The sequence below is a fragment of the Rhodanobacter soli genome (assembly GCF_039523495.1).
GTDB lineage: Bacteria > Pseudomonadota > Gammaproteobacteria > Xanthomonadales > Rhodanobacteraceae > Rhodanobacter > Rhodanobacter soli.
On the sequence record NZ_BAAAFK010000001.1, the window covers coordinates 674,378 to 696,799 of the forward strand.

Consider the following 22,422-nt stretch of genomic DNA (forward strand, 5'->3'; position numbering starts at 1 on the left):
ACACGTACCTGGCAATGTCGCTGCTGACCGATGCGCTGGGTTACTCGATGTGGGTGGTGGTGCTGTTCTCGGTGGCGCGACTGGCACCGGCGTTCAACCGCTGGACCCGGGCGAAATCCAGCGGCGACATTCCGCTGGCGCCGGTGAAGGCCAAGGCGCCGACCACCTACGACAGCGTGCTGTTGTGGTTGGGCATGGCGCTGGCGGTGGCGGCGCTGTCGGGCTGGCTGGCCGGCTGGCTGCCGGTTTCCGGCATGATCAGCGCGACCACCTGGACGATCCTGCTGGCCACCGGCTTGGGCCTGGTGGTGGCGCACACGCCACTGGCGGAGTTCCCCGGCGCCAGCACGATCTCCAGCGCGATGTTGATAAGCGTGGTGGCGGTGCTGGCCTCGCAGAGCAACTTCCAGGGCATCGCGGCGGCCCCGCTGTACCTGCTGTGCGGCGTCACCATCATCGCGATCCACGCGGTGCTGCTGATCGGCTGCGCCAAGCTGTTCCGCTTCGACCTGTACCTGTGCGGGATCTCTTCGCTGGCGCATATTGGCGGCGTGGCCGCCACGCCGATCCTGGCGGCCAGCTATTCGGCTGCACTGGTGCCGGTCGGTATCCTGCTGGCCCTGCTCGGCTACATCCTGGGCACCGGTTTCGGCCTGCTGGTGGCGACGATCCTGTCCACGCTGGCGACTACCTGATGCGGTTTCAACATAGGACCAAGACGATGCGACTTCCCCTGCTTGCCGTTACCGTGCTTGCGCTCGCCTTCGCCGGCGCACCGTCGCAGGCGCGCGAGGCGAACGCTGCGTTGACCGTGCCGCCGTCCGGCGTGCTCGGCGTCGGCGAGGCGCAGCTCACCCCCGCGTTCTGGGTCGGCCTGCAAGCCAAACCCGATCAGGTGATCCTCGACCGCGCCGCGATCGAGGCGCAGAACGCGAAGCTGCTGCAGCTCGATCCGTCGATGTACGACCTGCGCGCGCTGCCGAAAACCTTGAGCCGCGAGCAGGTTGCCGGCTGGATCACGGCGCTGTCCGAGCGGCCGGACCGTCCGCTGTTCGACGTCGACGGCCGTCCGGTGCCGGCCGCAACGCTGGATGCCGTGGTCGGCAACCTCGCGCTCGATGCGATTCCCGCACAGCAGCCGACGCGCTACGGCCTGGTGGTGCGCCGCGCCGCGTTGCGCACGTTCCCGACCACGCTGCGAGTGTTCAGCGAGAAGGGCGACACCGACATCGACCGCTTCCAGGAAAGCGCCGAGTTTCCCGGCACGCCGGTGGCGATCGTGCACGCCAGCGCCGACGGCCAGTGGCTGTTCGTGGTCAGCCCGCGCTACGCGGCGTGGATCGACAAGAATGATGTCGCCGAAGGCAGCGCGACCGAAGTGTTCGGCTACGCCGACAAGACGCCGTACCGGGTGGTCACCGGCGCCGTCGAGCGCACCGTGTTCACCCGCGAGCAGCCGGCGGTATCGCAGCTGCCGCTGGACATGGGGACGCGCGTGCCGGTGGTGACCAAGCTGTCGCCGGATCAGCCGGTCAACGGCCAGACGCCGTACGCCGCGCACGTGATCGAGTTGCCGCTGCGCCAGGCCGACGGCTCGCTGGGGTTCAGCCCGGCGCTGCTGCAGAAGAACACCGATACCGCCGCCGACTACCTGCCGCTGACCCGCGCCAACATCATCCGCCAGGCGTTCAAGTTCCTCGGCGAGCGCTATGGCTGGGGTCACGCCTATGACGGCCGCGACTGCAGCGGCTTCGTTTCCGACGTGTACCGCAGCATGGGCGTGCAGATGCCGCGCAACACCAGCAGGCAGGCGATCAGCCCGGCACTGGAGCATCGCGCGTTCACCGCGAAGGACAGCCGCGAGGAGCGCCTCAAGGCCGCGCGGGCGTTGCAGGTGGGCGACCTGGTCTACATCCCCGGCCACGTGATGATGGTGATCGGCCAGCTGCACGGCCAGCCGTACGTGATCCACGACGCGGGCGGCATGAGTTACCGCAAGGCCGACGGCAGCAAGGCGCGGGTCAGGCTCAATGCGGTGTCGGTGACGCCGCTGCTGCCGATGCTGTTCAACGACAAGCAAAGCTATGTCGACCGCATGACCAGCATCGTGCGCATTCGTCAGTGAGCACGCCTGTACCAAGAAAAAAGGACACAGATTCCATGAAGGTTTGCCCATGAAAATCACCGACATCCAGTTCGGCATGCTGCGGGTGCCGCTGAAGACCCCGTTCAAGACGGCGCTGCGCACGGTCAACACGGTGGAGGACATCGTGGTGATGGTGCATACCGACGAGGGTTCGGTCGGTTATGGCGAGGCGCCGGCCACCGCGGTAATCACCGGCGATACCCACGGCTCGATCATCGACGCGATCCGCCACTACATCTCGCCGCGGTTGATCGGCCAGGACATCGCCAACCTCAATCACATCACCCAGCTGATCCAGTCCTCGATGGAGAAGAACACCAGCGCCAAGGCGGCGGTGGAGATCGCGATCTACGACCTGTGGGGTCAGCTCTACAACGCGCCGCTGTACAAGCTGCTCGGCGGCGGCGACCCGGTGATCACCACCGACATCACCATCAGCGTGGATTACATCGACAAGATGGTGGCCGATTCGGTTTCCGCGGTGGAACGCGGCTTCGAATCGCTGAAGATCAAGGTCGGCAAGGACATCGGCGTCGACATCGAGCGGGTCAAGGCGATCTACGCGGCGGTGGAAGGGCGCGCGCTGCTGCGGCTGGACGCGAACCAGGGCTGGACCGCCAAGCAGGCGGTGTACGCGCTGCAGACGCTGGAGGAGGCCGGCATCAAGCTGGAGCTGATCGAGCAGCCGGTGAAGGCGCGCGACCTGGCCGGCATGCGCTACGTCACCGAACGCGTGCACACCCCGGTGATGGCCGATGAGAGCGTGTTCGGCCCGATGGAAGTGATCGAGCTGATCCGCCTGCGCGCGGCCGACATCATCAACATCAAACTCATGAAGACCGGCGGCATCTCCAACGCGATCCGCATCGCCGACATCGCCGCGATGCACGGCATCGAATGCATGATCGGCTGCATGCTGGAGACCAGCATCAGCGTGGCGGCGGCGGTGCACGTGGCGGTGGCGAAGTCGAACGTGATCACCAAGATCGACCTGGACGGGCCGTCGCTGTGCCAGTTCAATCCGGTCGACGGTGGGGTAATCTTCAACGAGTCGGAAATCTCGGTGACGGACGCGCCTGGACTGGGCATCCGCGAGATCCGCGGATTGGAGAGGATCGAAGCCTGATGTCGCCACTGGTCAAAATCCGTTCGGAACGCGACCAGATGTCGGCAGTGGAGCGGCGCATCGCCGACTTCATCCTGGAGAACGCGCAGTTGCTGCGCGACTACTCCTCGCAGCAACTGGCCAACGCGCTGGGGATCAGCCAGTCCAGCGTGGTCAAGTTCACCCAGAAGCTGGGCTTCAAGGGCTATCCGGACCTGAAGTATTCGGTCGGCGAAGCGATCGCCCGCGCCGACAACGGCGACACGCCGCAGGTCGCAGCGGCGAGCGGCGGCGAGGGCGGCGGCGCGTCCGCCGGCAACCTGTGGCGGCGCAAGTCCGAAGCCGAGGAGGCGACCCGGCTGATCAATCCGCCGGAAACCCTCCACGCCGTGGCCGACGCGATCGAGCAGGCCGGCCGTGCCGGCAAGGTGTTCATCATCGGGCTGGGCGAGGACGACATCCATGCACGCGGCTTCGCGCTGAAGCTGTCGCTGCTGGGCATCCTCACCGTGCACAACTTCGACACCGCGCGGATGACCGCGAACGTCTCCGCGGCCAGCGCCGGCGACGTGCTGCTGGTGTTTTCCGAGCATGGCAACCATCCGGCGCTGTGCAAGATCAGCCGCTACTTCCGCGAGCGCCGCGGCCAGGTGATCACGGTGACGCGGCACACCGCGAACCCGTTGCGCGCGCTGGCCGACCTCTCCCTGGTGGTGTCGGCGCACGACGAGCTGCCGTACATCCAGCCGCTGCTGTACCAGTCGGCGCTGCAGCACCTGCTCGACGGCGTGTTCGTGCAACTGTGCGAAGACCACGACGATCGTCACGCGCAGCTGCTGGCCAACCTCGACCGCATCCAGCTGATGCTGGAGCCGTAACCACGGAAATCGGGAATCGAGACAGGAGCAACACTCCAGGCGGATTCCCACACTTGTCGCGTGACGTTCAACTACCGGATGAAAAGCTGATGACTGTTCGCCGCCGCACCCTTGCCCTGCTGACGTTTGCCATCACGCTTGCCGGCGCCGCGCATGCCGGCGCGGCGGCCACGCCTTGGCACGACGCCCGCCAGCTGGTGCTGGTCACCACCGCCGGCTGGAACGTGAATCACGGCACCCTGCGCACGTTTGCGCGCGACGGCGACGGTTGGCGTGAAGTGCGCGCCGCCACGCCGGTAACCATCGGCAAGAACGGCGCCGGCTGGGGGCTGGGCCTGAACGCGCCGCAGCATGACGGGCCGCTCAAGCGCGAAGGCGACAACCGCAGCCCGGCCGGTGTGTTCCGCATCGGCGAGGCGTTCGGCTATGCCGCGCATGCGGCCACCGCGCTGCCGTATCGCGCGCTCACCGCCACCGATTACTGCATGGATGTCAGCGGTGCGGCGCAGTACAACCGCATCGTCGACGCCAACGTGGTCGGCGCCGACGCCGTGAAGGGTTCCAGCGAACCGATGCGGCGCGACCTGCACGTGAACGGCGACCAGGGCTACCGGCTCGGCTTCGTGATCGAGCACAACGCGCAGGCGGCACCGCAGGGCGGCAGCTGCATCTTCGCGCACCTGTGGAAGTCGCCCAGCGACGCCACCGCCGGCTGCACTGCGATGACGCCGGCAGTGATGGAATCGCTGCTGGCCTGGCTGAAGCCACAACAGCATCCGGTCTTCGTGCTGCTGCCGCAGGCCGAATACGAGCGTTTGCGTGCGGACTGGCAACTGCCGGCGCTGGCCTCCGCGGATGCTGCGCAATGAGTGCGACCACCCGGGTCCTGGTGGGACTGGCCACCGGCGCGCTGATCGGCCTGCTGCTGGCCGGCTGGAACGAAACCATGGCGCTGCAGGTGGCGAACGTGGCGCAGCCGATCGGCAAGCTGTGGCTGAACGCGCTGCAGATGACCGTGGTGCCGCTGGTGCTGGCGCTGGTGGTGGTGGGCGTCAACACCGCCACCGACGCGGCCGCCTCGGGCCGCATCGCGCGACGCGCGATCGTGGTGTTCATCGTGGTGCTGACCGGCGGCGCGCTGTTCGCGGCGCTGGCCGCGCCGCTGGTGTTCTCGCTGTTCCCGCACAACCCGGCGCTGATCACGGCGCTCGACCACGCCAGCGTGCCCGCGGCCGCGCAGGCGGCGCCGAACTGGATCGACACGTTGGTGGCGATCGTGCCGAATAACGCGATCATGGCCGCCGCGCAGAGCGCGATGCTGCCACTGGTGGTGTTCGCGCTGTTCCTCGGTTTCGCGCTGACCCGGATCGCGCCGGCGCGGCGCGCGCTGCTGATGGAATTCTTCCAGGCGATCGCCGACGCGATGATCGTGATCGTGCGCTGGGTGCTGTGGATTGCGCCGCTGGGCGTGTTCGCGCTGATCCTTTCGGTGTGCGCTCGCTCGGGCCTGGGCATGCTCAGCGCACTCGGCGTCTACGTGCTGGTCGAGTGCCTGCTGTACCTGGCGGTCACCGTGATGATGCTGCCGCTGGCGGTGGTCTTCGGCGGCGAACGGCTGCGCCGCTTTGCGCTGGCGCTGGTGCCGGCGCAGGTGGTGGCGATCAGCACGCAGTCGTCGCTGGCCTCGCTGCCGGCGATGCTGGAAAGCGCCGACCGCCGGCTCGGCTACCCGAAGCAGGTGGCCGCGCTGGTGCTGCCGATGGCGGTGAGCCTGTTCCGCCTGACCAGTCCGGTGCAGTACGTGACCTCGGCGGTGTTCATCGCCTGGGCCTACGGCATCGACCTGTCCACCGCGCAGCTGCTTGCCGGCGCGCTGCTGGCAGTGGTGATCAGCCTGGGTTCGGTCGGCCTGCCGGGCCAGGTCACCTTCATCGCCACCAACCTGCCGGTGGCGCAGGCGATGGGCCTGCCGCTCAGCCCGCTGGGCCTGATGCTGGCGGTCGACACCATCCCCGACGCGCTGGCCACGCTGGGCAACGTCACCGGCGACCTCACCGCCACCAGCGTGGTGACGCGGCAATCGCGGCGCGATACCACCTGAGCGGAGGCCTGGCGGGTGCGGCTTGCGCCGCTGGCGAACCGGGGCGGACGGCACGGCTATAATGCCGTGCCCGGCGCGCTGCGCCGCCATGTTCCGCAAGGCGCGCCATGCTGCTGATGATCGACAACTACGACAGCTTCACCTACAACCTCGTGCAGTACCTGGGCGAGTTGGGGCAGGCGGTCAAGGTGGTGCGCAACGATGCGCTGGACGTCGCCGGCATCCGCGCGCTGCGGCCATCGCACATCATGATCTCGCCGGGGCCGGGCACGCCGGATGATTCGGGCGTGTCGCTGGACGTGCTGCGCGAGCTGGCCGGCGAGATCCCGGTGTTCGGCGTGTGCCTGGGCCACCAGGCGATCGGCCAGGTGTTCGGCGGCAAGGTGATCCGCGCCAGGCAGATCATGCACGGCAAGACCTCGCCGGTGATCCACCGCGGGCAGGGCGTGTTTGCCGGCTTGCCGAATCCGTTCGAGGCGACGCGCTACCACTCGCTGGTGGTGGAGCAGTCGTCGCTGCCCGATTGCCTGGAAGTCACCGCGTGGACGGAAAACCCGGACGGCTCGATCGACGAGATCATGGGGCTGCGCCACAAGACGCTGGCGGTCGAGGGCGTGCAGTTCCATCCCGAGTCGATCCTGACCCAGCACGGCCACGACCTGCTGCGCAATTTCCTGGGCCAGCCGCTGAGGGCGGCGGCATGAACGACCATCTGCGCGCGATCACCATCACGCCGCAGGAAGCCCTGCAGCGCACGATCGAGCACCGCGAGATCTTCCATGACGAGATGATCGCGCTGATGCGCCAGATCATGAACGGCGAGGTGAGCCCGCTGATGACGGCGGCGATCATCACCGGCCTGCGCGTGAAGAAGGAAACCGTGGGCGAGATCACCGGCGCGGCGCGGGTGATGCGCGAGCTGTCGGCGAAGGTGGATGCGCCGCCGCACGCACACTTCGTCGACATCGTCGGCACCGGCGGCGACGGTTCGTCCAGCTTCAACATCTCCACCACGGCGATGTTCGTGGCGGCCGCAGCCGGCGCGCGCATCGCCAAGCACGGCGGGCGCAGCGTGTCGTCGAAGTCCGGCAGCGCCGACGTGCTGGAGGCGCTCGGCGCGGCGATCGAGCTGGCGCCGGCGCAGGTGGCCGCGTGCATGGCCGAGACCGACATCGGCTTCATGTTCGCGCCGAACCATCATCCGGCAATGAAGGTGGTAGCGCCGGTGCGCAGGGAAATGGGCGTGCGCACGCTGTTCAACATCCTGGGACCGCTGACCAATCCGGCCGGTGCGCCGAACATCCTGATGGGCGTGTTCCATCCCGATCTGGTCGGCATCCAGGTGCGCGCGCTGCAGCAGCTCGGCGCGCGGCATGCGCTGGTGGTGTGGGGCCGCGACGGGCTGGATGAGATCTCACTGGGCGCGGCGACCCTGGTCGGCGAGCTGCGCGATGGCGTGGTGCGCGAGTACGAGGTGGAACCGGAGGATTTCGGTCTGGCGATGGCGTCCAGCCGCAACCTGCGCGTGGAAAATGCGGACGAATCGAAGGCGATGCTGCTCGAGGTGCTGCAGGGCCGCCACGGCGTGGCGCATGACATCGTCTGCCTGAACGCCGGCGCGGCGCTGTATACGGCCGATGTGGCCGGATCGATCGGTGCCGGCATCGACTTGGCCCGTGCCGCGATTGCCAGCGGCGCCGCGCATGCGAAAATGCAGGCCTTCGTGGCAGCCACGCGACGGCTTGCCAATTCGCGGTAGGGCGTACATGGTGCGCAAAGCTGCTGCAGCCGGTGTGCCGGCGTCCTTGTCGCGCATCGGATGCGCCCCTACACCACCAGTGAGATGCCATGACTGACATTCTCAATCGCATTCTTGCCCGCAAGGCGGAAGAAGTTGCCGAACGCCGGGCCCGACTGCCGGAAGCCGAACTGATCGCGCGCATCGCGGACCTGCCCGGCACCCGCGGTTTCGCCGCGGCGATCGAGGCGAAGATCGACGCCGGTCTGCCGGCGGTGATCGCCGAGGTGAAGAAGGCCAGCCCGAGCAAGGGGCTGATCCGCACGAATTTCGACCCGGCCGCGATCGCGAGGAGCTACGCGGCCGCCGGCGCGGCCTGCCTGTCGGTGCTGACCGACAGTGACTTCTTCCAGGGCAGCGAGGCGTTCCTGCAGCAGGCGCGCGAGGCGTGTTCGCTGCCGGTGCTGCGCAAAGATTTCATCATCGACGCGTACCAGGTGTACGAGGCGCGCGCGATCGGTGCCGACTGCGTCCTGCTGATCGTCTCGGCGCTGGACGACGACGTGCTGCTGCAGCTGTCGTTGCTGGCCGCGGAGCTCGACATGGACGTGCTGTGCGAGGTGCACGACGAGGAGGAACTGGAGCGCGCGATGGCGTTGCCGGTGCCTCTGATCGGCGTGAACAACCGCAACCTGCGCAACTTCGAGACCTCGCTGGAGACGTCGCTGACGCTGCAGGGGTTGATCGAGTACGACCGCATCCTGGTGGCCGAATCCGGCATCCACACGCCGGAAGACGTGGCGCGCCTGCGCGCAGGCGGCATCCAGGCGTTCCTGGTCGGCGAGGCGTTCATGCGCGCCGAGGACCCGGGCACCGAGTTGCGACGATTGTTCTCGATCCCGTGACCGTGATGCCGGAGCGCGAAGCGGTGGCGCCAGCGGGCGCGGATGCGGTATCGCCGCGCGTGGTGTTGTTCGATTTCGACGGCGTGCTGATCTGCGGCGATTCGTTCTACCTGTTCATGCGCGAGCGCTACCGCCGTTCGTGGTGGCGCGGCCCGCTGGCGCTGCTGAGCACGCCGCTGCTGTTGCTGCAGCTGCCGTTCTCGCGCCGTCTGCCGATGCGTCTGCTGGTGCGTATCGCGCTGCTGGGGCTGGGCGAACGGCGTTACCAGGCTGCCGCGAACGCGTTTGCCGCCACCCTGGCACGGCGGCCGAGGCAGTTCTGTCGCGACGGCCTGCAGGCATTGCGCCGGCACCAGGCGCAGGGCGACCGGGTGATCGTGGTGACCGGCTGCGAGCACACCCTGGTCAGCGGAATCCTGCAGCAGCTGGGGCTGACCAACCTGGAAGTGCTGGCCTCGCAGTTGCGTCCCGGCTGGCTCGGCATGCGGCCGCTGTGGCACAACGTGGGCCGGCGCAAGGTGCAGTCGCTGGCCCGGCACGGACTCAGCGAGTGGCAGGTGGCGTACGGCGATTCCATGTATGACGCGGCGATGCTGAAGCTGGCCGCCGAGGCAGTGCTGGTCAACGGCACGCCCACGCTGTGCAAGAAGGTCGAGAAGGCGCTGGGCCGCGCGGTCACCCGCGTCGAGTGGTACTAGTAGAAGAGCGTGAGCTCCTACAGCAGCGTATGCGCCAGCTGGCCCAGGCTGATCAGTACGATCAGGCTGCCCACCGCGGCCATCACGGCCTGCTCGGGCAGGTGGCGTACCAGCCAGGCGGCGAACGGCGCGGCGATCACGCCGCCGGTGATCAGGCCCAGCACGATCGGCCAGTGACCGACGCCGACATGCCAGACCAGGGTGGCGGAGATGCAGATCGTCACCACGAACTCGGCCGCGTTGACCGAACCGATCGTGCTGCGCACGCCGCCACCGCGCGCGATCAAGGTGCTGGTGGCCAGCGGCCCCCAGCCGCCGCCGCCGATCGCGTCGAGCAGCCCGGCGAAGAAGCCCAGCACGCCACTGTGCTGTACCCGGTGGCGGGTCAGCCGCTTGCCGAAGGCGCGCAACAGCACCATCGTGCCGAGGATCAGCAGGTAGGCATTGACCCAGGGCCGGATCGCCTCGCCCGGCACGTTGGCCAGGAAGGTCGCGCCGAGAATGCCGCCGATCGCGCCGGGAATGGCCAGCTGCCAGAACAGTTTCCAGCGCACGTTGCCGAACCAGGCGTGCGCCGCGCCGGAAACGCCGGTGGTGAACACCTCGGCGGTATGCACGGTGGCGCTGGCCACCGCCGGCGGCAGGCCCAGCGCCAGCAGGATCGAGTTGGAGACCAGCCCGTAGGCCATGCCCAGCGCACCATCGACCAGTTGGGCGAGCAGGCCGACACCGACAAAAATGAAGAACTGTCCGTAATCCAAGCGCTGTCTCGCAGACGATGGCGGAGGCCATCCTCGACCCGTCTTCGTGAAAAAACCGGGTCAGATGGCCGACGGGTGAGTCCCGCGCGGGATCAGCGCGTACCGCGCACCACGATGGTCTTGCCGGAGACGTCGATCATGCGCTGCTCCTCCAGCTGCTTGAGCACGCGGCCGACCATCTCGCGCGAGCAGCCCACGATGCGGCTCACTTCCTGGCGCGAGATGCGGATCTGGGTGCCGTCCGGATGAGTCATCGAATCCGGCTCCTGGCACAGGTCGAGCAGGGTGCGCGAGATGCGGTTGGTGACGTCCATGAAGGCCATCCGGCTGACTTGGCGCGAAGTGCGCAGCAGGCGGTTGGTCAGCTGCGAGCCGATCGCGAACAGGATCTTCGGGCATTCCTCGCGCAGCGGGCCTTCCATCAGCTGGAACAAGCGCTCGTAGCTGACTTCGGCCATCTCGCACGGGGTGCGCGTGCGGACCATCGACTCGCGCTGGGCCTGCTCCACGAACAGGCCCATCTCGCCGATGAACTGGCCACGGCTGATGTAGGCAAGGATCAGTTCGCGGCCCTGCTCGTCCTCGGTGCATACCGCCAGCGAGCCCTCGACCACGTAATACAAGGTGTTGGCCGGGTCGCCGGGTCGGATGATCGCAGTCTTGCCCGGGTAGCGCCGGCGGTGGCACAGCGCCAGGAAGCGTTCCATCGCGGCCGGGTCGGGTGCGAAGCCGAGCGGAGCCTGCGAACGTTCAAAAGCCTGTTGGAGCTGGTATTTAAGTTGCGCCACGATCATCCCCTACAGAATGGTTGTCATTACAGCGGCAGTCGTTGCCACACGCCATGCGTGTCGCTGAACCATCCTTGCATGCTTGGCATTATGGCAAACCTGAGCGCTTGCCGCAGGTTCAATTTCTTTTCTTTTTGCCGCATACTGCGCGGTCTTCCGGATGCGGCAAGGTTGCCACATGCGGTTCACAAGGGTCGTGCAGGCTGTGCGCCTGCGCTTCACACCATACCGCGGGGACCCTTGTCGCTAACCCGCCTCTACTGCTGGCCGAACACCCGGTCATGGAGAGCCGCCCGTGGTCAAACCACTTCCCCGTCTGCGCCTGCAGGGTTTCAACAACCTGACCAAGGCGTTGAGCTTCAATATCTACGACATCTGCTATGCGGTGTCCGAGGACCAGCGCCGGCGCTACATCGAGTACATCGATGAGCAGTACGACGCCGACCGCCTGACCCAGATCCTCACCGATGTCGCCGAGATCATCGGTGCGAACATCCTGAACATCGCGCGCCAGGACTACGATCCGCAGGGTGCCTCGGTGACCATGCTGATCTCCGAGGAGCCGGTGGTCGAAAAGCTCGGCCGCGACTCGATCGCCGGCGCGGTGGTCGCGCACATGGACAAGAGCCACATCACCGTCCACACCTACCCGGAAACGCATCCGCACAACGGCATCGCCACCTTCCGCGCCGACATCGACGTGGCCACCTGCGGCGTGATCTCGCCGCTGAAGGCGTTGAACTACCTGATCGACAGTTTCGAGTCGGACATCGTGGTGTGCGACTACCGCGTGCGCGGCTTCACCCGCGACGTGAAGGGCAAGAAGCACTTCATCGACCACAAGATCAACTCGGTGCAGGACTACCTGGCCAAGCACATCCGCCAGAAGTACGAGATGTTCGACGTCAACGTGTACCAGGAAAACATGTTCCACACGAAGATGCACATCAAGGACTTCGACCTCGACACCTACCTGTTCGAGTCGCACGCCGACGACCTCTCGTTCAAGGAGCGCCAGCGCATCGAGTCGCTGCTGCGCCGCGAGATCGAGGAATTGTTCCACGGCCGCAACCTGATGTGACGAAAAACCCGCCGAAAGGCGGGTTTTTTTCCGGGTCGTGCCATCGCATGGATCTCGCAGGAGCACACCTTGTGCGCTCCTATACGCGATAAGCCACCGTCTTCATCAGCATCGAGCTGGCGTGCATCAGCTGCGGCAACGGGAACGGCAGTTCGATGCCGCCGCGTTGCTGCGCGGCCTGCGCGTGGCGGATCTCGTCCGACTGCATCTGCGTCAGCACGGCGCGCGAGCGCTCGTCCTGCGCGGGCAGCTTTTCCAGGTGCTCGGCGAGGTGGGCTTCCACCTGGCGTTCGGTCTCGACCACGAAGCCGAGGCTGACCGGATCGCCGGCCAGCGCGGCGGCCGCACCGATCGCATAACTGCCGGCGTACCACAGCGGGTTGAGCAGGCTCGGGCGGCTGTCCAGTTGCTGCAGGCGTTCGGCGCACCAGGCCAGGTGATCGGTCTCCTCGACTGCGGCATGCAGCAGGTGCTGGCGGTTGTCGGCGTTGCGCGCCAGCGCGGCCTGGCCGAAGTACAGCGCCTGCGCACAGACCTCGCCGGTGTGGTTGATCCGCATCAGTCCGGCGGCGTGGCGGCGCTCGGCATCGTCCATGTCCGTTTCGGCGATGCCGACGGCGGGGGAGGGCCGATGCGCTTGCGGTGAACCGGCGATTGCCTCCAGCGCGCGTTCGCAGCCGGCCAGCAGGCGGTCGAGGGGGCTCAGCGTGCGCACGGTCATGGGCTTTCCTGATTCGAATAGGGTTGTTCGAGTTGTTGGGCCAGCAAGGTCAGCGGGTACCGGGTCGGCCAGTCCGCGGGCCAGTGCGGAGGCGATCGCGATGCGCCCGCGCGGCGACTCCGCCTCGTTGCGGTGGGACAGACCGGCAGGCATAGCCCGCATTGCACGCATTGATCGGCCAGCTCGGCGATGCGGCCCTCGGGCGCGCGCAGGGGGGACTTTTCAAGCAGCATGGTGGTCATGCTATCATTGCCAGCTCACAGCTCGCCGGTCGGTGGGCTTGCGCCGTGGATGACGGCTCCGCTATCATCTCGCGCCTTTGTTCCATCGAAGCATGCTTACTCGAATCATGCGTACCGCCTCACGGCGGCAGACAGGTATTCTGAAATGAAAACGTTTAGCGCCAATGCCGACAACGTCAAGCGCGACTGGTTCGTGGTCGATGCCACGAACAAGACGCTCGGTCGCCTGTCGACCGAAATTGCCCGTCGTCTGCGCGGCAAGCACAAGCCGGAATACACCCCGCACTGCGACACCGGCGATTATATCGTGGTGATCAACGCGCAGAAGGTTCACGTCACCGGTGCCAAGCTGGACGACAAGAAGTACCACCGCTTCACCGGCTATATCGGCAACCTGAAGACCACCAGTCTGAAGGAGTTGCTGGCAACCTACCCGGAGCGCGTGATCGAGATCGCCGTCAAGGGCATGCTGCCGAAGAACCCGCTAGGCCGCGAGATGTATCGCAAGCTCAAGGTCTACGGCGGTGCCGAGCATCCGCATACCGCACAGCAGCCGCAGGCGCTGGAGATCTAAGGAAATGACCATGGCAATCCAGCAAAATTACGGCACCGGCCGCCGCAAGACCTCCGCCGCCCGCGTGTTCCTGCGCAAGGGCAAGGGCGAAATCGTGGTCAACGGCAAGTCGCTCGAGGCATTTTTCGGTCGCGAGACCTCGTGCATGATCGTGCGCCAGCCGCTCGAGCTGACCGAGAACACCGACAAGTTCGACATCAAGGTGACGGTTGCCGGTGGCGGCATCACCGGTCAGGCCGGCGCGATCCGCCTGGGCATCGCCCGTGCGCTGATCGAGTACGACGAAAGCCTGAAGTCGCCGCTGCGCAAGGCCGGTTTCGTGACCCGCGACGCCCGCGAGGTCGAGCGCAAGAAGGTCGGTCTGCACAAGGCACGTCGCGCCACCCAGTTCTCCAAGCGCTAAACTTACGTACCCTAGCCCCGTCGCCAAGCGGTAAGGCACCTGACTCTGACTCAGGCATTCGGTGGTTCGAATCCATCCGGGGCTGCCAATCCAGATGCCGACGCACGCAGCGATGCGTGACGACCCGGCCAAATGCCCGCCCTCCGGCGGGCATTTTCGTGTGGGCGATACCGAGTCTGCCGCGCGCCGGCGGCTGGACGCCGGCGTTGCCCACGTTCGCGGGAAATGCGCGAAATCGCATGAAATTACGCGTCGTTACGCGATCTTCTTCCTTTTTTTTCGCACTGCAGCAGCGTAAAATTTCCGCTTTCCCCGTTGCGAAACCTCGATGACGCCAACCTCTGACGATCCCGTCGGGCACGCCGACGTGCGCACGGTCGGCAGCACCGACGCCCTGCCGCTCGCCCCCGCGCTGGGGTTGTCGCTGGACGCGGCGCGCATGCCACGCAAGTCCACCCTGGTCACTCATCGGATCATGCTGATCAGTGTGCTGGCGGTGATCCTGGGCGTGGCGGCGGCCTATGTCGCCCAACTGCTCATGCTGATGATCAACCTGATCACCGACCTGTGTTTCTACGGCCGGGTGTCGGACGTGATCGGTCCCCATGCGCGCAGCGGCTCGTTCGTGCTGTCGCCGGCAGACAATCATCTGGGCGCCTGGGTCATCCTGATCCCCGCCATCGGTGGCCTGCTGGCCGGGATCATGGCGCGCTGGGGCTCGCGCGCGATCCAGGGGCATGGCATCCCCGAGGCGATGGAACAGATCCTCACCAACGAATCCAACATCCCCGCCCGCATCACCTGGCTCAAGCCGGTGTCCTCGGCGTTCGCGATCGGTACCGGCGGCCCGTTCGGCGCCGAAGGCCCGATCATTTCCACCGGCGGTGCGATAGGTTCGCTGATCGGCCAGCTGCTGCGCGTCACCGCGAACGAGCGCAAGGTGCTGCTGGCGGCCGGTGCGGCGGCCGGCATGGCAGCCGTGTTCGGCGCGCCGGTGGCTTCGCTGGTACTGGCGGTGGAGCTACTGCTGTTCGAGCTGCGTCCGCGCTCGCTGATCCCGGTGGCACTGGCCACGGTGACGGCGGTCGGCGTGCGCTACGCCACCTACGGCGCGGCGCCGGTCTTTCCGATGCCGGAGGTACTGCAACCGGGGGGCTGGGCGCTGGCCAGCTTCGTGCTGATCGGTGGCCTGGTCGGTTTCGCCTCGGTCGGCGTCACCCGGGCGGTGTACGGCGTCGAGGATCTGTTCGAGAAGCTGCCCATCCACTGGATGTGGTGGCCCGTCATCGGTGCGCTGGTGGCCGGCGTCGTGGGCTGGATCGAGCCGCGCACCCTGGGCGTGGGCTACGACAACATCGACGCCCTGGTGCAGGGCCACTTCGGCCTCACCATGTTGCTCACCTTCGGCACGCTGAAGTTCATCTCATGGGTGATCGCATTGGGCAGCGGTACCTCGGGCGGTACGCTGGCCCCCCTGTTCATGATCGGCGGCTCGCTCGGCGCGGTCATTGGCATCGGCATCAACCAGGTGATGCCCGGCTTCGGCGTCGATCCGCGCATCGCCGCGCTGGTGGGCATGGCCGCCATCTTCGCCGGCTCCTCGCGGGCGCTGCTGACCGCCGTGGTGTTCGCCTTCGAGACCACGCGCCAGCCGGCGAGCCTGTTGCCGCTGCTGGGGGGCTGCACCGCGGCCTACCTGATCTCGGCGCTGATCATGCGCAACACCATCATGACCGAGAAGATCGCGCGGCGTGGCGTCAAGGTGCCCTCCGAATATGCGGCCGATTACCTGGAACAAGTGAGTGTGGGTACGGTTTGCTCGCGCGATGTGGCGACCTTGCAAACGACCCAGACGCTGGCGGAAGTGCGGCGCTGGCTCGCCGAGGAATCTGCCGATACCCAGCATCGGAGCTATCCAGTCGTCGACGAGCAAGGTGACGTGAAAGGCATGCTGCCCCGACGTACTCTGCTCGACCCGCAGTGGCATTACACGCTGGCGCTGGGGGAGCTGCTCTCGGGACCACCGATTGCGGTCAGTGAGAGTCACTCGCTGCGTGATGCCGCCGATCACATGGTTGCCGAAAAAGTCGGGCGGTTGGTCGTGGTCAGCGAGGACGATCCGCGCAAGCTGGTGGGCATCATCACCCGCGGCGACATTCTCACGTCCCACACCCAACGTCTGCGCGAGGCGCGTTTCAAGGGCCGGCATATCAAGCTGGGCAAGTCGAGCAAGCCCGCGCCTTCCGTGTAGTCCTGGACGGGCGTGCCCGTGTGCTCGCTCCCGGTTCCCGAAATGCAAAACGGCCCGCACGGGCCGTTTTACATTTCGGCGTTCTCAATGGGATGGCTTACATCTCGCGGTCGCCGATCAGCACCACGTCGGCCGGACGCCGCGCGAACAGGCCGACGGTGACGATGCCGGGCAACTGGTTCAGCTCGCTCTCCAGTGCGGCCGGGTCGACGATCTGCCAGCCGTGCACGTCGATGATCCAGTTGCCGTTGTCGGTGACCACGCCATCGCGCCACACCGGCTGGCCGCCGCGCTTGACGATCTCGCGGCCGATCAGGCTGCGCGCCATCGGGATCACCTCGATCGGCACCGGGAACTTGCCGAGCAGCTCGACCCGCTTGCTGGAGTCGATGATGCAGACGAACTTTTCGCTCGCCGCGGCGACGATCTTCTCGCGGGTCAGCGCGGCGCCGCCGCCCTTGATCAGGCGCTTGTGCGGATCGCATTCGTCGGCGCCGTCGATGTAGATCGTCAGCGGGCCGGCGGCGTTGAGGTCGAGCACCGGAATGCCGAGCCGCTTCAGCTGTGCGGTGGACTGTTCCGAACTGGATACCGCGCCCTGGATGCGATCCTTCAGGTCGGCCAGCGCGTCGATGAAGAACGCCACGGTGGAGCCGGTGCCGACGCCGACGATGGCACCGTCCTCGACGTAGCGGATCGCGGCCTCGCCAGCCTGGCGTTTTTCGTTTGCGTTGCTCATCGGTGGATTCCGGTGGAGGGTAGTCGGGTCGCGCTCATTCCAGCGCGAGGATGTATTTCCAGTGGGCCGCGTCGACCGGCATCACCGACAGCCGGTTGCCCTTGCGCAGCAACGGCATCTCGATCAGCGCAGGATCGTTCTTCAGTTCGTCCAAGCTGATCGTGCGCTTGAGTTTCTTCACGAACTTCACGTCGACCAGCATCCAGCGCGGCTTGTCGCGCGAACTGCCCGGATCAAAATATTTGCTCTTCGGGTCGAACTGGCTGGGATCGGGATACGCATCCGTGGCCACCTCGGCGATGCCGACGATGCCGGGCACGGCGCAGTTGGAGTGGTAGAAAAACACCTTGTCGCCGGGGCGCATGCCGTCGCGCATGAAGTTGCGCGCCTGATAGTTGCGCACGCCGTCCCAGGCTTCCTGCTTCCTGCGCTTGAGGTCGTCGATCGAGAACGCGTCCGGTTCGGACTTCATCAGCCAGTGGTTCACGCGGCATTCTCCGGATGGGGGACAGGCGCGTGGCAATCGATCAGCTCGCGCTCGGTGGCGATGAAGTCGAGCGGGACATCCCAGGCCTTGTTCCTGACCTCGGGCAGTTCCTGGAACGCGTAAGCGATGCCGACCAGCAGCGGTTCGGTCGGGCGCACCTGCTCGTTGAGGAAGGCGAAGCTGCGGTCGTAGTAGCCGCCGCCGTGGCCAAGCCGATGGCCGCGGCGGTCGAAACCGAGCAGCGGCACGAACACCAGGTCGAGCTGGAACGGCTCCAGCAGTTCGCCCGGCGCGACCGGCTCGGGGATGCCGTAGCGATTCGGCTGCACCGCGTCGCCGGATTGCCAGGGGGCGAAGCGCAGATGCTTGTTGCGGCCGATCACCGGCAGCAGGAACTGCTGGCCGCGACCAGCCAGCGGCGGGATCACCAGGTTCAGCGGCAGCTCGCCGTGGCTGGCCCAGTAGCCGGCCACGCGCGTGTCGGTGAAGTATTCGGGCAACTGTTCGAGGCTGCGACGCAGGCCTTGCGCGGCGGCGATGCGTTCGGCCGGCGACAGGGCGCGGCGTTGCTCGGCGAGGCGCTGGCGAAGCTCGCGTCGTTGGGCGGTGGCGTCCACGTTTCGCGCAGCTCCGTCGTAGTTCGCCCCGTTCGTCCTGCGACGAACGGGGCGGGGGGATGAGTGGCGTCAACCGCGATGCCGCTGCCCACCGAACGACCTTGATCCACGATGGATCAGGTGGGAGAGCTACATGGCCTCAAGGCTTTCCGCACGTGGCGGACATGCACAACAGCCGATGTTAAGCCGACCCGGGGCCGTATTTAGGAACAAGGCAAATGTAAGAGTGTGCTGGCGCACATCGCAGAAAACGCCGTGGACGATTTTAGGCGCTTGCCCTGGAATGTGCCACTGCCGACGGATGGCCGGTGTTCATCCAGTCGTGGCCGATCAGCGCTTGAGCGGCTCGCCCTCGAGTGCGGCATCAAGCTTGCTACGCAAGGCGGCGAGGCCATCGCTGAGGCGCTGTTCCTGGTTGTCATGCTGCTTGCGCAGACTGAGGAACTCGTGCGTCACGCTGATCGCGGTGAGTACCGCCAGCCGCTCGAAACTGGGCGCTTTCGCATTTGCGCGCAGTTCGCGCATCTTGCGGTCGAGGAAGCCGGCGGCTTCGAGCAGAGCATCGCGCTCCTCCGGCGCGCAGGCGATCAGGAATTCTCGGTCGATCAGTCGCAGCGCGACCGGTTCACTGCTGGACATGGTTTCTATCAGCCGTTGCTTTCAAGCGATTTGAGCCGCTGGATCATCGCCTCGACACGGCTGCGGGCCTGCTCGTTGCGCGCCAGCAGGCCCGCACGCTCACCGGACAACTGCTCCTGGCTCTGGCGCAGGCTGCGGTTTTCCTCGGTGAGCCGGCGCACCGTATCGAGCAGCCGATCAAGCTGCTGGGCCAGGGCGGCCAACTCTTGATGGACCGGATCGGACGGGGTGGGCTCAGGCGTACTCATGCCCGAAACTATAGCAGGACGCCGATGGAAGTCAGCCCATCGGCGGCCGGGCGGCGGCAGGCCCGGCGGCTGCATTAAACTGGCGGTCATTCCCAGCAGGAGTACCGCCATGACGGCACCCGGACTTGTGGGCCACGACGATATCGACGCACTGATCATGCGCCTGCGCCTGGGCACCGAGGCCAGCGAATTGCATGGCTCGTTGTGCGGCTATCTGGCCGGTGGCGGCACGCTGCGCGGCACGTCCGTGCTGGCCGCACTGCAGCTCGATGGCGAAGCAGGCAATCCCTCCGCAGATGACCTGGCCTTGCTGGACCGGCTGGCCCGGCAGTGCGAATCCGAGCTGGCCGATCCGGAGCTGGGCTTCGAGCCGCTGCTGCCGGAGGATGACCGTCCGCTGGAAGAACGCGCCGAGGCGATGGTCGACTGGTGCCGCGGCTTCCTCGGCGGTTTCGGCCTGGCCGGCACCACGGCGCACGCGCAGCTGTCGGAGGAGGCGCAGGAAGTGCTGCGCGACCTTGGCATGGTGGCTGCTTCGTCGTTCGATTTCGGCAGCGAGGACGAAGACGAGGACGCGCTGATCGAGGTGCAGGAGTTTGTGCGCGTCGCGGCAATGCTGCTGCACACCGAATGCGCCACGTCCGATCCGTCCGCCAGCGGCACCGTGCATTGATCCCGAGTGCCCCGAAACTGGCCGCGCTGGCGATCGGCCCGGACGAATTCGCGCGGCGTCGGCGCCAGCTGATGCAGATGGCCGGCGAGGACGCGGTGTTGCTGGTCGCCGCCGCGCCCGAACGCATGCGCAACGCCGATGCGGCGTGGCCGTACCGGCAGGATTCGGACTTCCATTACCTGGCCGGCTTTCCCGAATCCGATGCGGTGCTGGCCTTGCTGCCGGGGCGCCGGCACGGTGAAGCGGTGCTGTTCTGCCGCGAGCACGATCCCGAGCGCGAGCGCTGGCACGGCCAGTCGATCGGCACCGAACGGGCGGTGGCCGACCACGGCATGGACGACGCGTTTCCGATCGAGGACATCGACGACATCCTGCCCGGCATGATCGAGGGCCGCGGCCGGGTCTACTGCCACTTCGGCCGCGAGCCGGAGTTCGATGCGCAACTGCTTGGCTGGATGCGCCGCCTGCGCCAGTTGCGCGGCGGTGGCGTGGTGCCGAAGGAATTCGTGGCGCTTGGCCACCTGCTGCACGATCTGCGCCTGTACAAGTCGCGCGCCGAATTGAAGCTGATGCGTGCGTCCGCGGCGATCGCGGTGGACGCGCACCTGGCCGCGATGCGGGTTGCCGTGCCGGGGCGCCACGAGTACGAAGTGGAGGCCGAACTGCTGCGCGTGGTGCGCAGCCGTGGCGCGGTGCCGGCGTTCGCGCCGACCGTCGCCAGCGGCGCGAATGCCTGCGTGATGCACTACCAGAGCAACCGCGCGACGTTGCGCGATGGCGAGCTGCTGCTGATCGACGCCGGCGCCGAACTGGACTGCTATGCGTCCGACATCAGCCGCACGTTTCCGGTCAACGGCCGCTACAGCCGCGAGCAGCGCGCGTTGTACGAAGTGGTGCTGGCCGCGCAGCTGGCGGCAATCGACGAGGTGCGTCCGGGGCGGCCGTTCGCCGCGGCGCATACGGCGGCGGTGCGCGTGCTGGCCGAAGGCCTGTGCGAACTCGGCCTGCTCAAGGGCGATGCCGACATGGTGGTCGCCGATGGCAGCTATCGGCGCTATTTTCCCGCCAAGACCGGCCATTGGCTGGGTCTGGACGTGCACGACGTCGGCGACTACCGGGTCGACGGCGAATCGCGCCTGCTCGAACCGGACATGGTGTTGACGGTGGAACCGGGCCTGTACGTGCCGCCGGACGACCGCTCGGTGGCCGAGCGCTGGCGCGGCATCGGTATCCGCATCGAGGACGACGTGGCAGTAACCCGCGACGGCAACGAGGTGCTGACCGCGGCCGTGCCGAAAGAGGCCGAGGCGATCGAGGCGTTGCTGGCGGCTCGCTAGCTCAGCTCGTCCGGCAGCAATGAGTCTTCACGCATCCGGTTTGCCTCGTCGGTGGCGTGCACTTCGTACCACATGGCATTGAGGATCGCGAAGGCGCAGGCCAAGCCCAGCCCGAGGATCCATGAGAAATACCACATCAGCCCATACTCCCTTCAATAACCGCCGTGCGCCTTGCGCACCTGCTCCAGCGTGACCCGTCCGCGCATCACCCGATACACCCAGCCGGTGTAGAGGATGACGATCGGCAGCAGCATGGCGGTAACCACCAGCATCAATTGCAGCGTGCCGCGGCTCGACGACGCGTCCCACACGGTGAGGCTGGAACGCGGGTCGAGGCTGGACGGCAGCAGGAACGGGAACAGCGCGAAGCCGGCCGAGGCGATCGTGCCGCCCACCATCAGGCTGCTGGCGATGAAACCGGCCACGCTGCGCCGGCCGACCAGCGCCTGCACGCCGACGGCTGCGGCCAGCGCCAGCAGCGGCGCGGCCCAGAACCACGGGTACTGCATGTAGCCGGCAAACCAGCTGCCGCCGACCGCGACCTGCTTGTACAGCGGGTTGGAAACGCCTGCGGTCATCACCGGGCCGGCGATCGCATAGCCGGGGATGCCGTAGGCCAGCCACACGCCGGCCAGCACGTACAGCGCGGCAAACACCAGCGTCGTCCAGCGCGCGATCGTCACCGCGCGCACCGCGATGGCGTGATCGGCTTTCAGCGCGGCGAAGCAGGCGCCGTGCGCCAGCAGCATGCCGAGCGAGACCAGCCCGCACAGCAGCGCGAAGGGATGCAGCAAGTCGAGGAAGCCGCCCTGCCAGTTCATGCGCAGGTCGTCGTCGAAGCGGAACGGCAAGCCGAGGAACAGGTTGCCGAAGGCGATGCCGGCCACCAGCATCACCACCAGCCCGGAGCCGGTGAGCACCCAGTCCCACAACGAAGCCCAGCGCGGGTCGTGGATCTTGCCGCGGAAGTTGAAGCCGACCGGGCGCAGGATCAGCGCCAGCAGCACCAGCGCGATGGCGAAATACATGCCGGAAAACGACACCGCGTAAAGCATCGGCCACGCGGCGAACGTGGCGCCGCCGGCGAGGATGAACCACACCTGGTTGCCTTCCCAGGTCGGCTCGATGCCTTCCAGCAGCACCTTGCGTTCCTCGTTGTCGCGGCCCAGCACCTTGAGCAGGCCGGCCACGCCGAAGTCGAAGCCGTCCATGATCGCGAAGCCGATCAGCAGCGTGCCGAGCAAGGCCCACCAGATCACCCGCAGCGTGGCGTAGTCGAACATGGCGATG

General features: G+C 66.8%; 27 protein-coding genes, 1 tRNA gene and 1 other RNA gene. 17 read left to right on the forward strand and 12 right to left on the reverse strand.

The window, feature by feature from the left end:
* The 10 genes from ABD024_RS02875 to ABD024_RS02920 all read left to right on the forward strand — a co-directional run.
* Positions 1 to 695 (forward strand): DUF819 family protein (locus tag ABD024_RS02875; RefSeq protein WP_343849423.1); only part of this gene is annotated, 695 nt, incomplete at its 5' end.
* Positions 696 to 721: 26 nt separating this feature from the next.
* Positions 722 to 2,125 carry a C40 family peptidase gene (locus ABD024_RS02880; protein ID WP_343849425.1) on the forward strand — a complete coding sequence of 468 codons (1,404 nt, stop codon included), beginning with the start codon at positions 722 to 724 and terminating at the stop codon, positions 2,123 to 2,125.
* Between the two features lie 49 nt (positions 2,126 to 2,174).
* On the forward strand, positions 2,175 to 3,272 hold the full coding sequence (locus tag ABD024_RS02885) for a dipeptide epimerase (RefSeq protein ID WP_343849427.1): 1,098 nt from the start codon (positions 2,175 to 2,177) through the stop codon (positions 3,270 to 3,272).
* Entirely contained in the window at positions 3,272 to 4,129 is an 858-nt protein-coding gene (locus tag ABD024_RS02890; RefSeq protein WP_343849429.1) for a MurR/RpiR family transcriptional regulator, read from the forward strand. The genes ABD024_RS02885 and ABD024_RS02890 overlap by 1 nt, the downstream gene beginning before the upstream one ends.
* An 89-nt stretch (positions 4,130 to 4,218) precedes the next feature.
* The gene (locus tag ABD024_RS02895; RefSeq protein WP_343849431.1) at positions 4,219 to 4,998 is read left to right on the forward strand and encodes a L,D-transpeptidase family protein; all 780 of its coding nucleotides are present in this window, start codon (positions 4,219 to 4,221) and stop codon (positions 4,996 to 4,998) included.
* Entirely contained in the window at positions 4,995 to 6,230 is a 1,236-nt protein-coding gene (locus tag ABD024_RS02900; protein ID WP_343849433.1) for a dicarboxylate/amino acid:cation symporter, read from the forward strand. The genes ABD024_RS02895 and ABD024_RS02900 overlap by 4 nt, the downstream gene beginning before the upstream one ends.
* 107 nt (positions 6,231 to 6,337) lie before the next feature.
* Positions 6,338 to 6,934: an anthranilate synthase component II gene (locus ABD024_RS02905; protein ID WP_343849435.1), complete on the forward strand. Its 597-nt coding sequence runs from the start codon at positions 6,338 to 6,340 to the stop codon at positions 6,932 to 6,934.
* Positions 6,931 to 7,989, forward strand: coding sequence for an anthranilate phosphoribosyltransferase (gene trpD, locus ABD024_RS02910; RefSeq protein WP_343849437.1), 1,059 nt, complete (start codon positions 6,931 to 6,933; stop codon positions 7,987 to 7,989). The genes ABD024_RS02905 and trpD overlap by 4 nt, the downstream gene beginning before the upstream one ends.
* Positions 7,990 to 8,078: 89 nt before the next feature.
* Positions 8,079 to 8,873 carry an indole-3-glycerol phosphate synthase TrpC gene (gene trpC, locus ABD024_RS02915; RefSeq protein ID WP_343849439.1) on the forward strand — a complete coding sequence of 265 codons (795 nt, stop codon included), beginning with the start codon at positions 8,079 to 8,081 and terminating at the stop codon, positions 8,871 to 8,873.
* 5 nt (positions 8,874 to 8,878) lie between these two features.
* The gene (locus ABD024_RS02920) at positions 8,879 to 9,571 is read left to right on the forward strand and encodes an HAD family hydrolase (RefSeq protein WP_343854446.1); all 693 of its coding nucleotides are present in this window, start codon (positions 8,879 to 8,881) and stop codon (positions 9,569 to 9,571) included.
* A 17-nt stretch (positions 9,572 to 9,588) separates the two neighbouring features.
* On the opposite strand, the gene ABD024_RS02925 is transcribed toward ABD024_RS02920, so the two are convergent.
* Together ABD024_RS02925 and crp are read right to left on the reverse strand one after the other, a co-directional pair.
* Entirely contained in the window at positions 9,589 to 10,332 is a 744-nt protein-coding gene (locus ABD024_RS02925) for a sulfite exporter TauE/SafE family protein (protein ID WP_343849441.1), read from the reverse strand.
* Positions 10,333 to 10,424: 92 nt separating this feature from the next.
* Positions 10,425 to 11,126, reverse strand: a complete 702-nt coding sequence (crp, locus tag ABD024_RS02930; protein ID WP_056387876.1) for a cAMP-activated global transcriptional regulator CRP — start codon at positions 11,124 to 11,126, stop codon at positions 10,425 to 10,427.
* Between the two features lie 289 nt (positions 11,127 to 11,415).
* Between crp and speD the strand changes: the two genes are divergently transcribed.
* A complete protein-coding gene (speD, locus tag ABD024_RS02935; RefSeq protein ID WP_056387873.1) occupies positions 11,416 to 12,201 on the forward strand; it encodes an adenosylmethionine decarboxylase in 786 nt (261 codons plus the stop codon).
* Positions 12,202 to 12,280: 79 nt separating this feature from the next.
* Here the strand turns inward: speD and coq7 are convergent, their stop codons facing one another.
* Both coq7 and ABD024_RS02945 read right to left on the reverse strand, forming a co-directional pair.
* Positions 12,281 to 12,922, reverse strand: coding sequence for a 2-polyprenyl-3-methyl-6-methoxy-1,4-benzoquinone monooxygenase (coq7, locus tag ABD024_RS02940; RefSeq protein ID WP_343849445.1), 642 nt, complete (start codon positions 12,920 to 12,922; stop codon positions 12,281 to 12,283).
* Positions 12,919 to 13,164 (reverse strand): 4Fe-4S binding protein, encoded by a 246-nt coding sequence (locus tag ABD024_RS02945; protein WP_343849447.1) that lies wholly within the window; start codon positions 13,162 to 13,164, stop codon positions 12,919 to 12,921. The genes coq7 and ABD024_RS02945 overlap by 4 nt, the downstream gene beginning before the upstream one ends.
* A 145-nt stretch (positions 13,165 to 13,309) precedes the next feature.
* Between ABD024_RS02945 and rplM the strand changes: the two genes are divergently transcribed.
* The 4 genes from rplM (at position 13,310) to ABD024_RS02965 (ending at position 16,392) form a co-directional block, all read left to right on the forward strand.
* Positions 13,310 to 13,738 carry a 50S ribosomal protein L13 gene (gene rplM / locus ABD024_RS02950; protein WP_343849449.1) on the forward strand — a complete coding sequence of 143 codons (429 nt, stop codon included), beginning with the start codon at positions 13,310 to 13,312 and terminating at the stop codon, positions 13,736 to 13,738.
* A gap of 10 nt (positions 13,739 to 13,748) precedes the next feature.
* Entirely contained in the window at positions 13,749 to 14,141 is a 393-nt protein-coding gene (gene rpsI / locus ABD024_RS02955; RefSeq protein ID WP_214555787.1) for a 30S ribosomal protein S9, read from the forward strand.
* Positions 14,142 to 14,154: 13 nt separating this feature from the next.
* A tRNA-Gln gene (locus ABD024_RS02960) sits at positions 14,155 to 14,229 on the forward strand.
* Positions 14,230 to 14,469: 240 nt separating this feature from the next.
* The gene (locus ABD024_RS02965; RefSeq protein WP_343849452.1) at positions 14,470 to 16,392 is read left to right on the forward strand and encodes a chloride channel protein; all 1,923 of its coding nucleotides are present in this window, start codon (positions 14,470 to 14,472) and stop codon (positions 16,390 to 16,392) included.
* Positions 16,393 to 16,489: 97 nt separating this feature from the next.
* Here ABD024_RS02965 and rpiA read toward each other — a convergent pair whose 3' ends face one another.
* The 6 genes from rpiA to ABD024_RS02995 all read right to left on the reverse strand — a co-directional run bounded on the left by rpiA (position 16,490) and on the right by ABD024_RS02995 (position 19,122).
* A complete protein-coding gene (rpiA, locus tag ABD024_RS02970; protein WP_343849454.1) occupies positions 16,490 to 17,131 on the reverse strand; it encodes a ribose-5-phosphate isomerase RpiA in 642 nt (213 codons plus the stop codon).
* A gap of 34 nt (positions 17,132 to 17,165) precedes the next feature.
* Positions 17,166 to 17,603: an EVE domain-containing protein gene (locus ABD024_RS02975; RefSeq protein WP_343854450.1), complete on the reverse strand. Its 438-nt coding sequence runs from the start codon at positions 17,601 to 17,603 to the stop codon at positions 17,166 to 17,168.
* A gap of 11 nt (positions 17,604 to 17,614) precedes the next feature.
* A complete protein-coding gene (locus ABD024_RS02980; protein ID WP_343849456.1) occupies positions 17,615 to 18,235 on the reverse strand; it encodes a 5-formyltetrahydrofolate cyclo-ligase in 621 nt (206 codons plus the stop codon).
* A gap of 66 nt (positions 18,236 to 18,301) precedes the next feature.
* Positions 18,302 to 18,488: non-coding RNA, 6S RNA (ssrS, locus tag ABD024_RS02985), on the reverse strand.
* 77 nt (positions 18,489 to 18,565) lie between these two features.
* Positions 18,566 to 18,874: a cell division protein ZapA gene (locus ABD024_RS02990; RefSeq protein ID WP_343849458.1), complete on the reverse strand. Its 309-nt coding sequence runs from the start codon at positions 18,872 to 18,874 to the stop codon at positions 18,566 to 18,568.
* A gap of 8 nt (positions 18,875 to 18,882) precedes the next feature.
* Complete coding sequence (locus ABD024_RS02995; RefSeq protein ID WP_343854454.1) at positions 18,883 to 19,122, reverse strand: TIGR02449 family protein; 240 nt, start codon at positions 19,120 to 19,122, stop codon at positions 18,883 to 18,885.
* Positions 19,123 to 19,231: 109 nt separating this feature from the next.
* Here ABD024_RS02995 and ABD024_RS03000 point away from each other — a divergent pair, with 109 nt between their 5' ends.
* Positions 19,232 to 19,795, forward strand: a complete 564-nt coding sequence (locus ABD024_RS03000) for a UPF0149 family protein (protein ID WP_343849460.1) — start codon at positions 19,232 to 19,234, stop codon at positions 19,793 to 19,795.
* Complete coding sequence (locus tag ABD024_RS03005) at positions 19,792 to 21,132, forward strand: aminopeptidase P N-terminal domain-containing protein (protein WP_343849462.1); 1,341 nt, start codon at positions 19,792 to 19,794, stop codon at positions 21,130 to 21,132. Before ABD024_RS03000 ends, ABD024_RS03005 begins: the two co-directional genes overlap by 4 nt.
* Here the strand turns inward: ABD024_RS03005 and cydX are convergent.
* Positions 21,129 to 21,269 carry a cytochrome bd-I oxidase subunit CydX gene (cydX, locus tag ABD024_RS03010; protein WP_343849464.1) on the reverse strand — a complete coding sequence of 47 codons (141 nt, stop codon included), beginning with the start codon at positions 21,267 to 21,269 and terminating at the stop codon, positions 21,129 to 21,131. The genes ABD024_RS03005 and cydX overlap by 4 nt on opposite strands.
* A 15-nt stretch (positions 21,270 to 21,284) precedes the next feature.
* Positions 21,285 to 22,415, reverse strand: a complete 1,131-nt coding sequence (cydB, locus tag ABD024_RS03015; RefSeq protein WP_343849466.1) for a cytochrome d ubiquinol oxidase subunit II — start codon at positions 22,413 to 22,415, stop codon at positions 21,285 to 21,287.
* Positions 22,416 to 22,422: the final 7 nt, after the last annotated feature.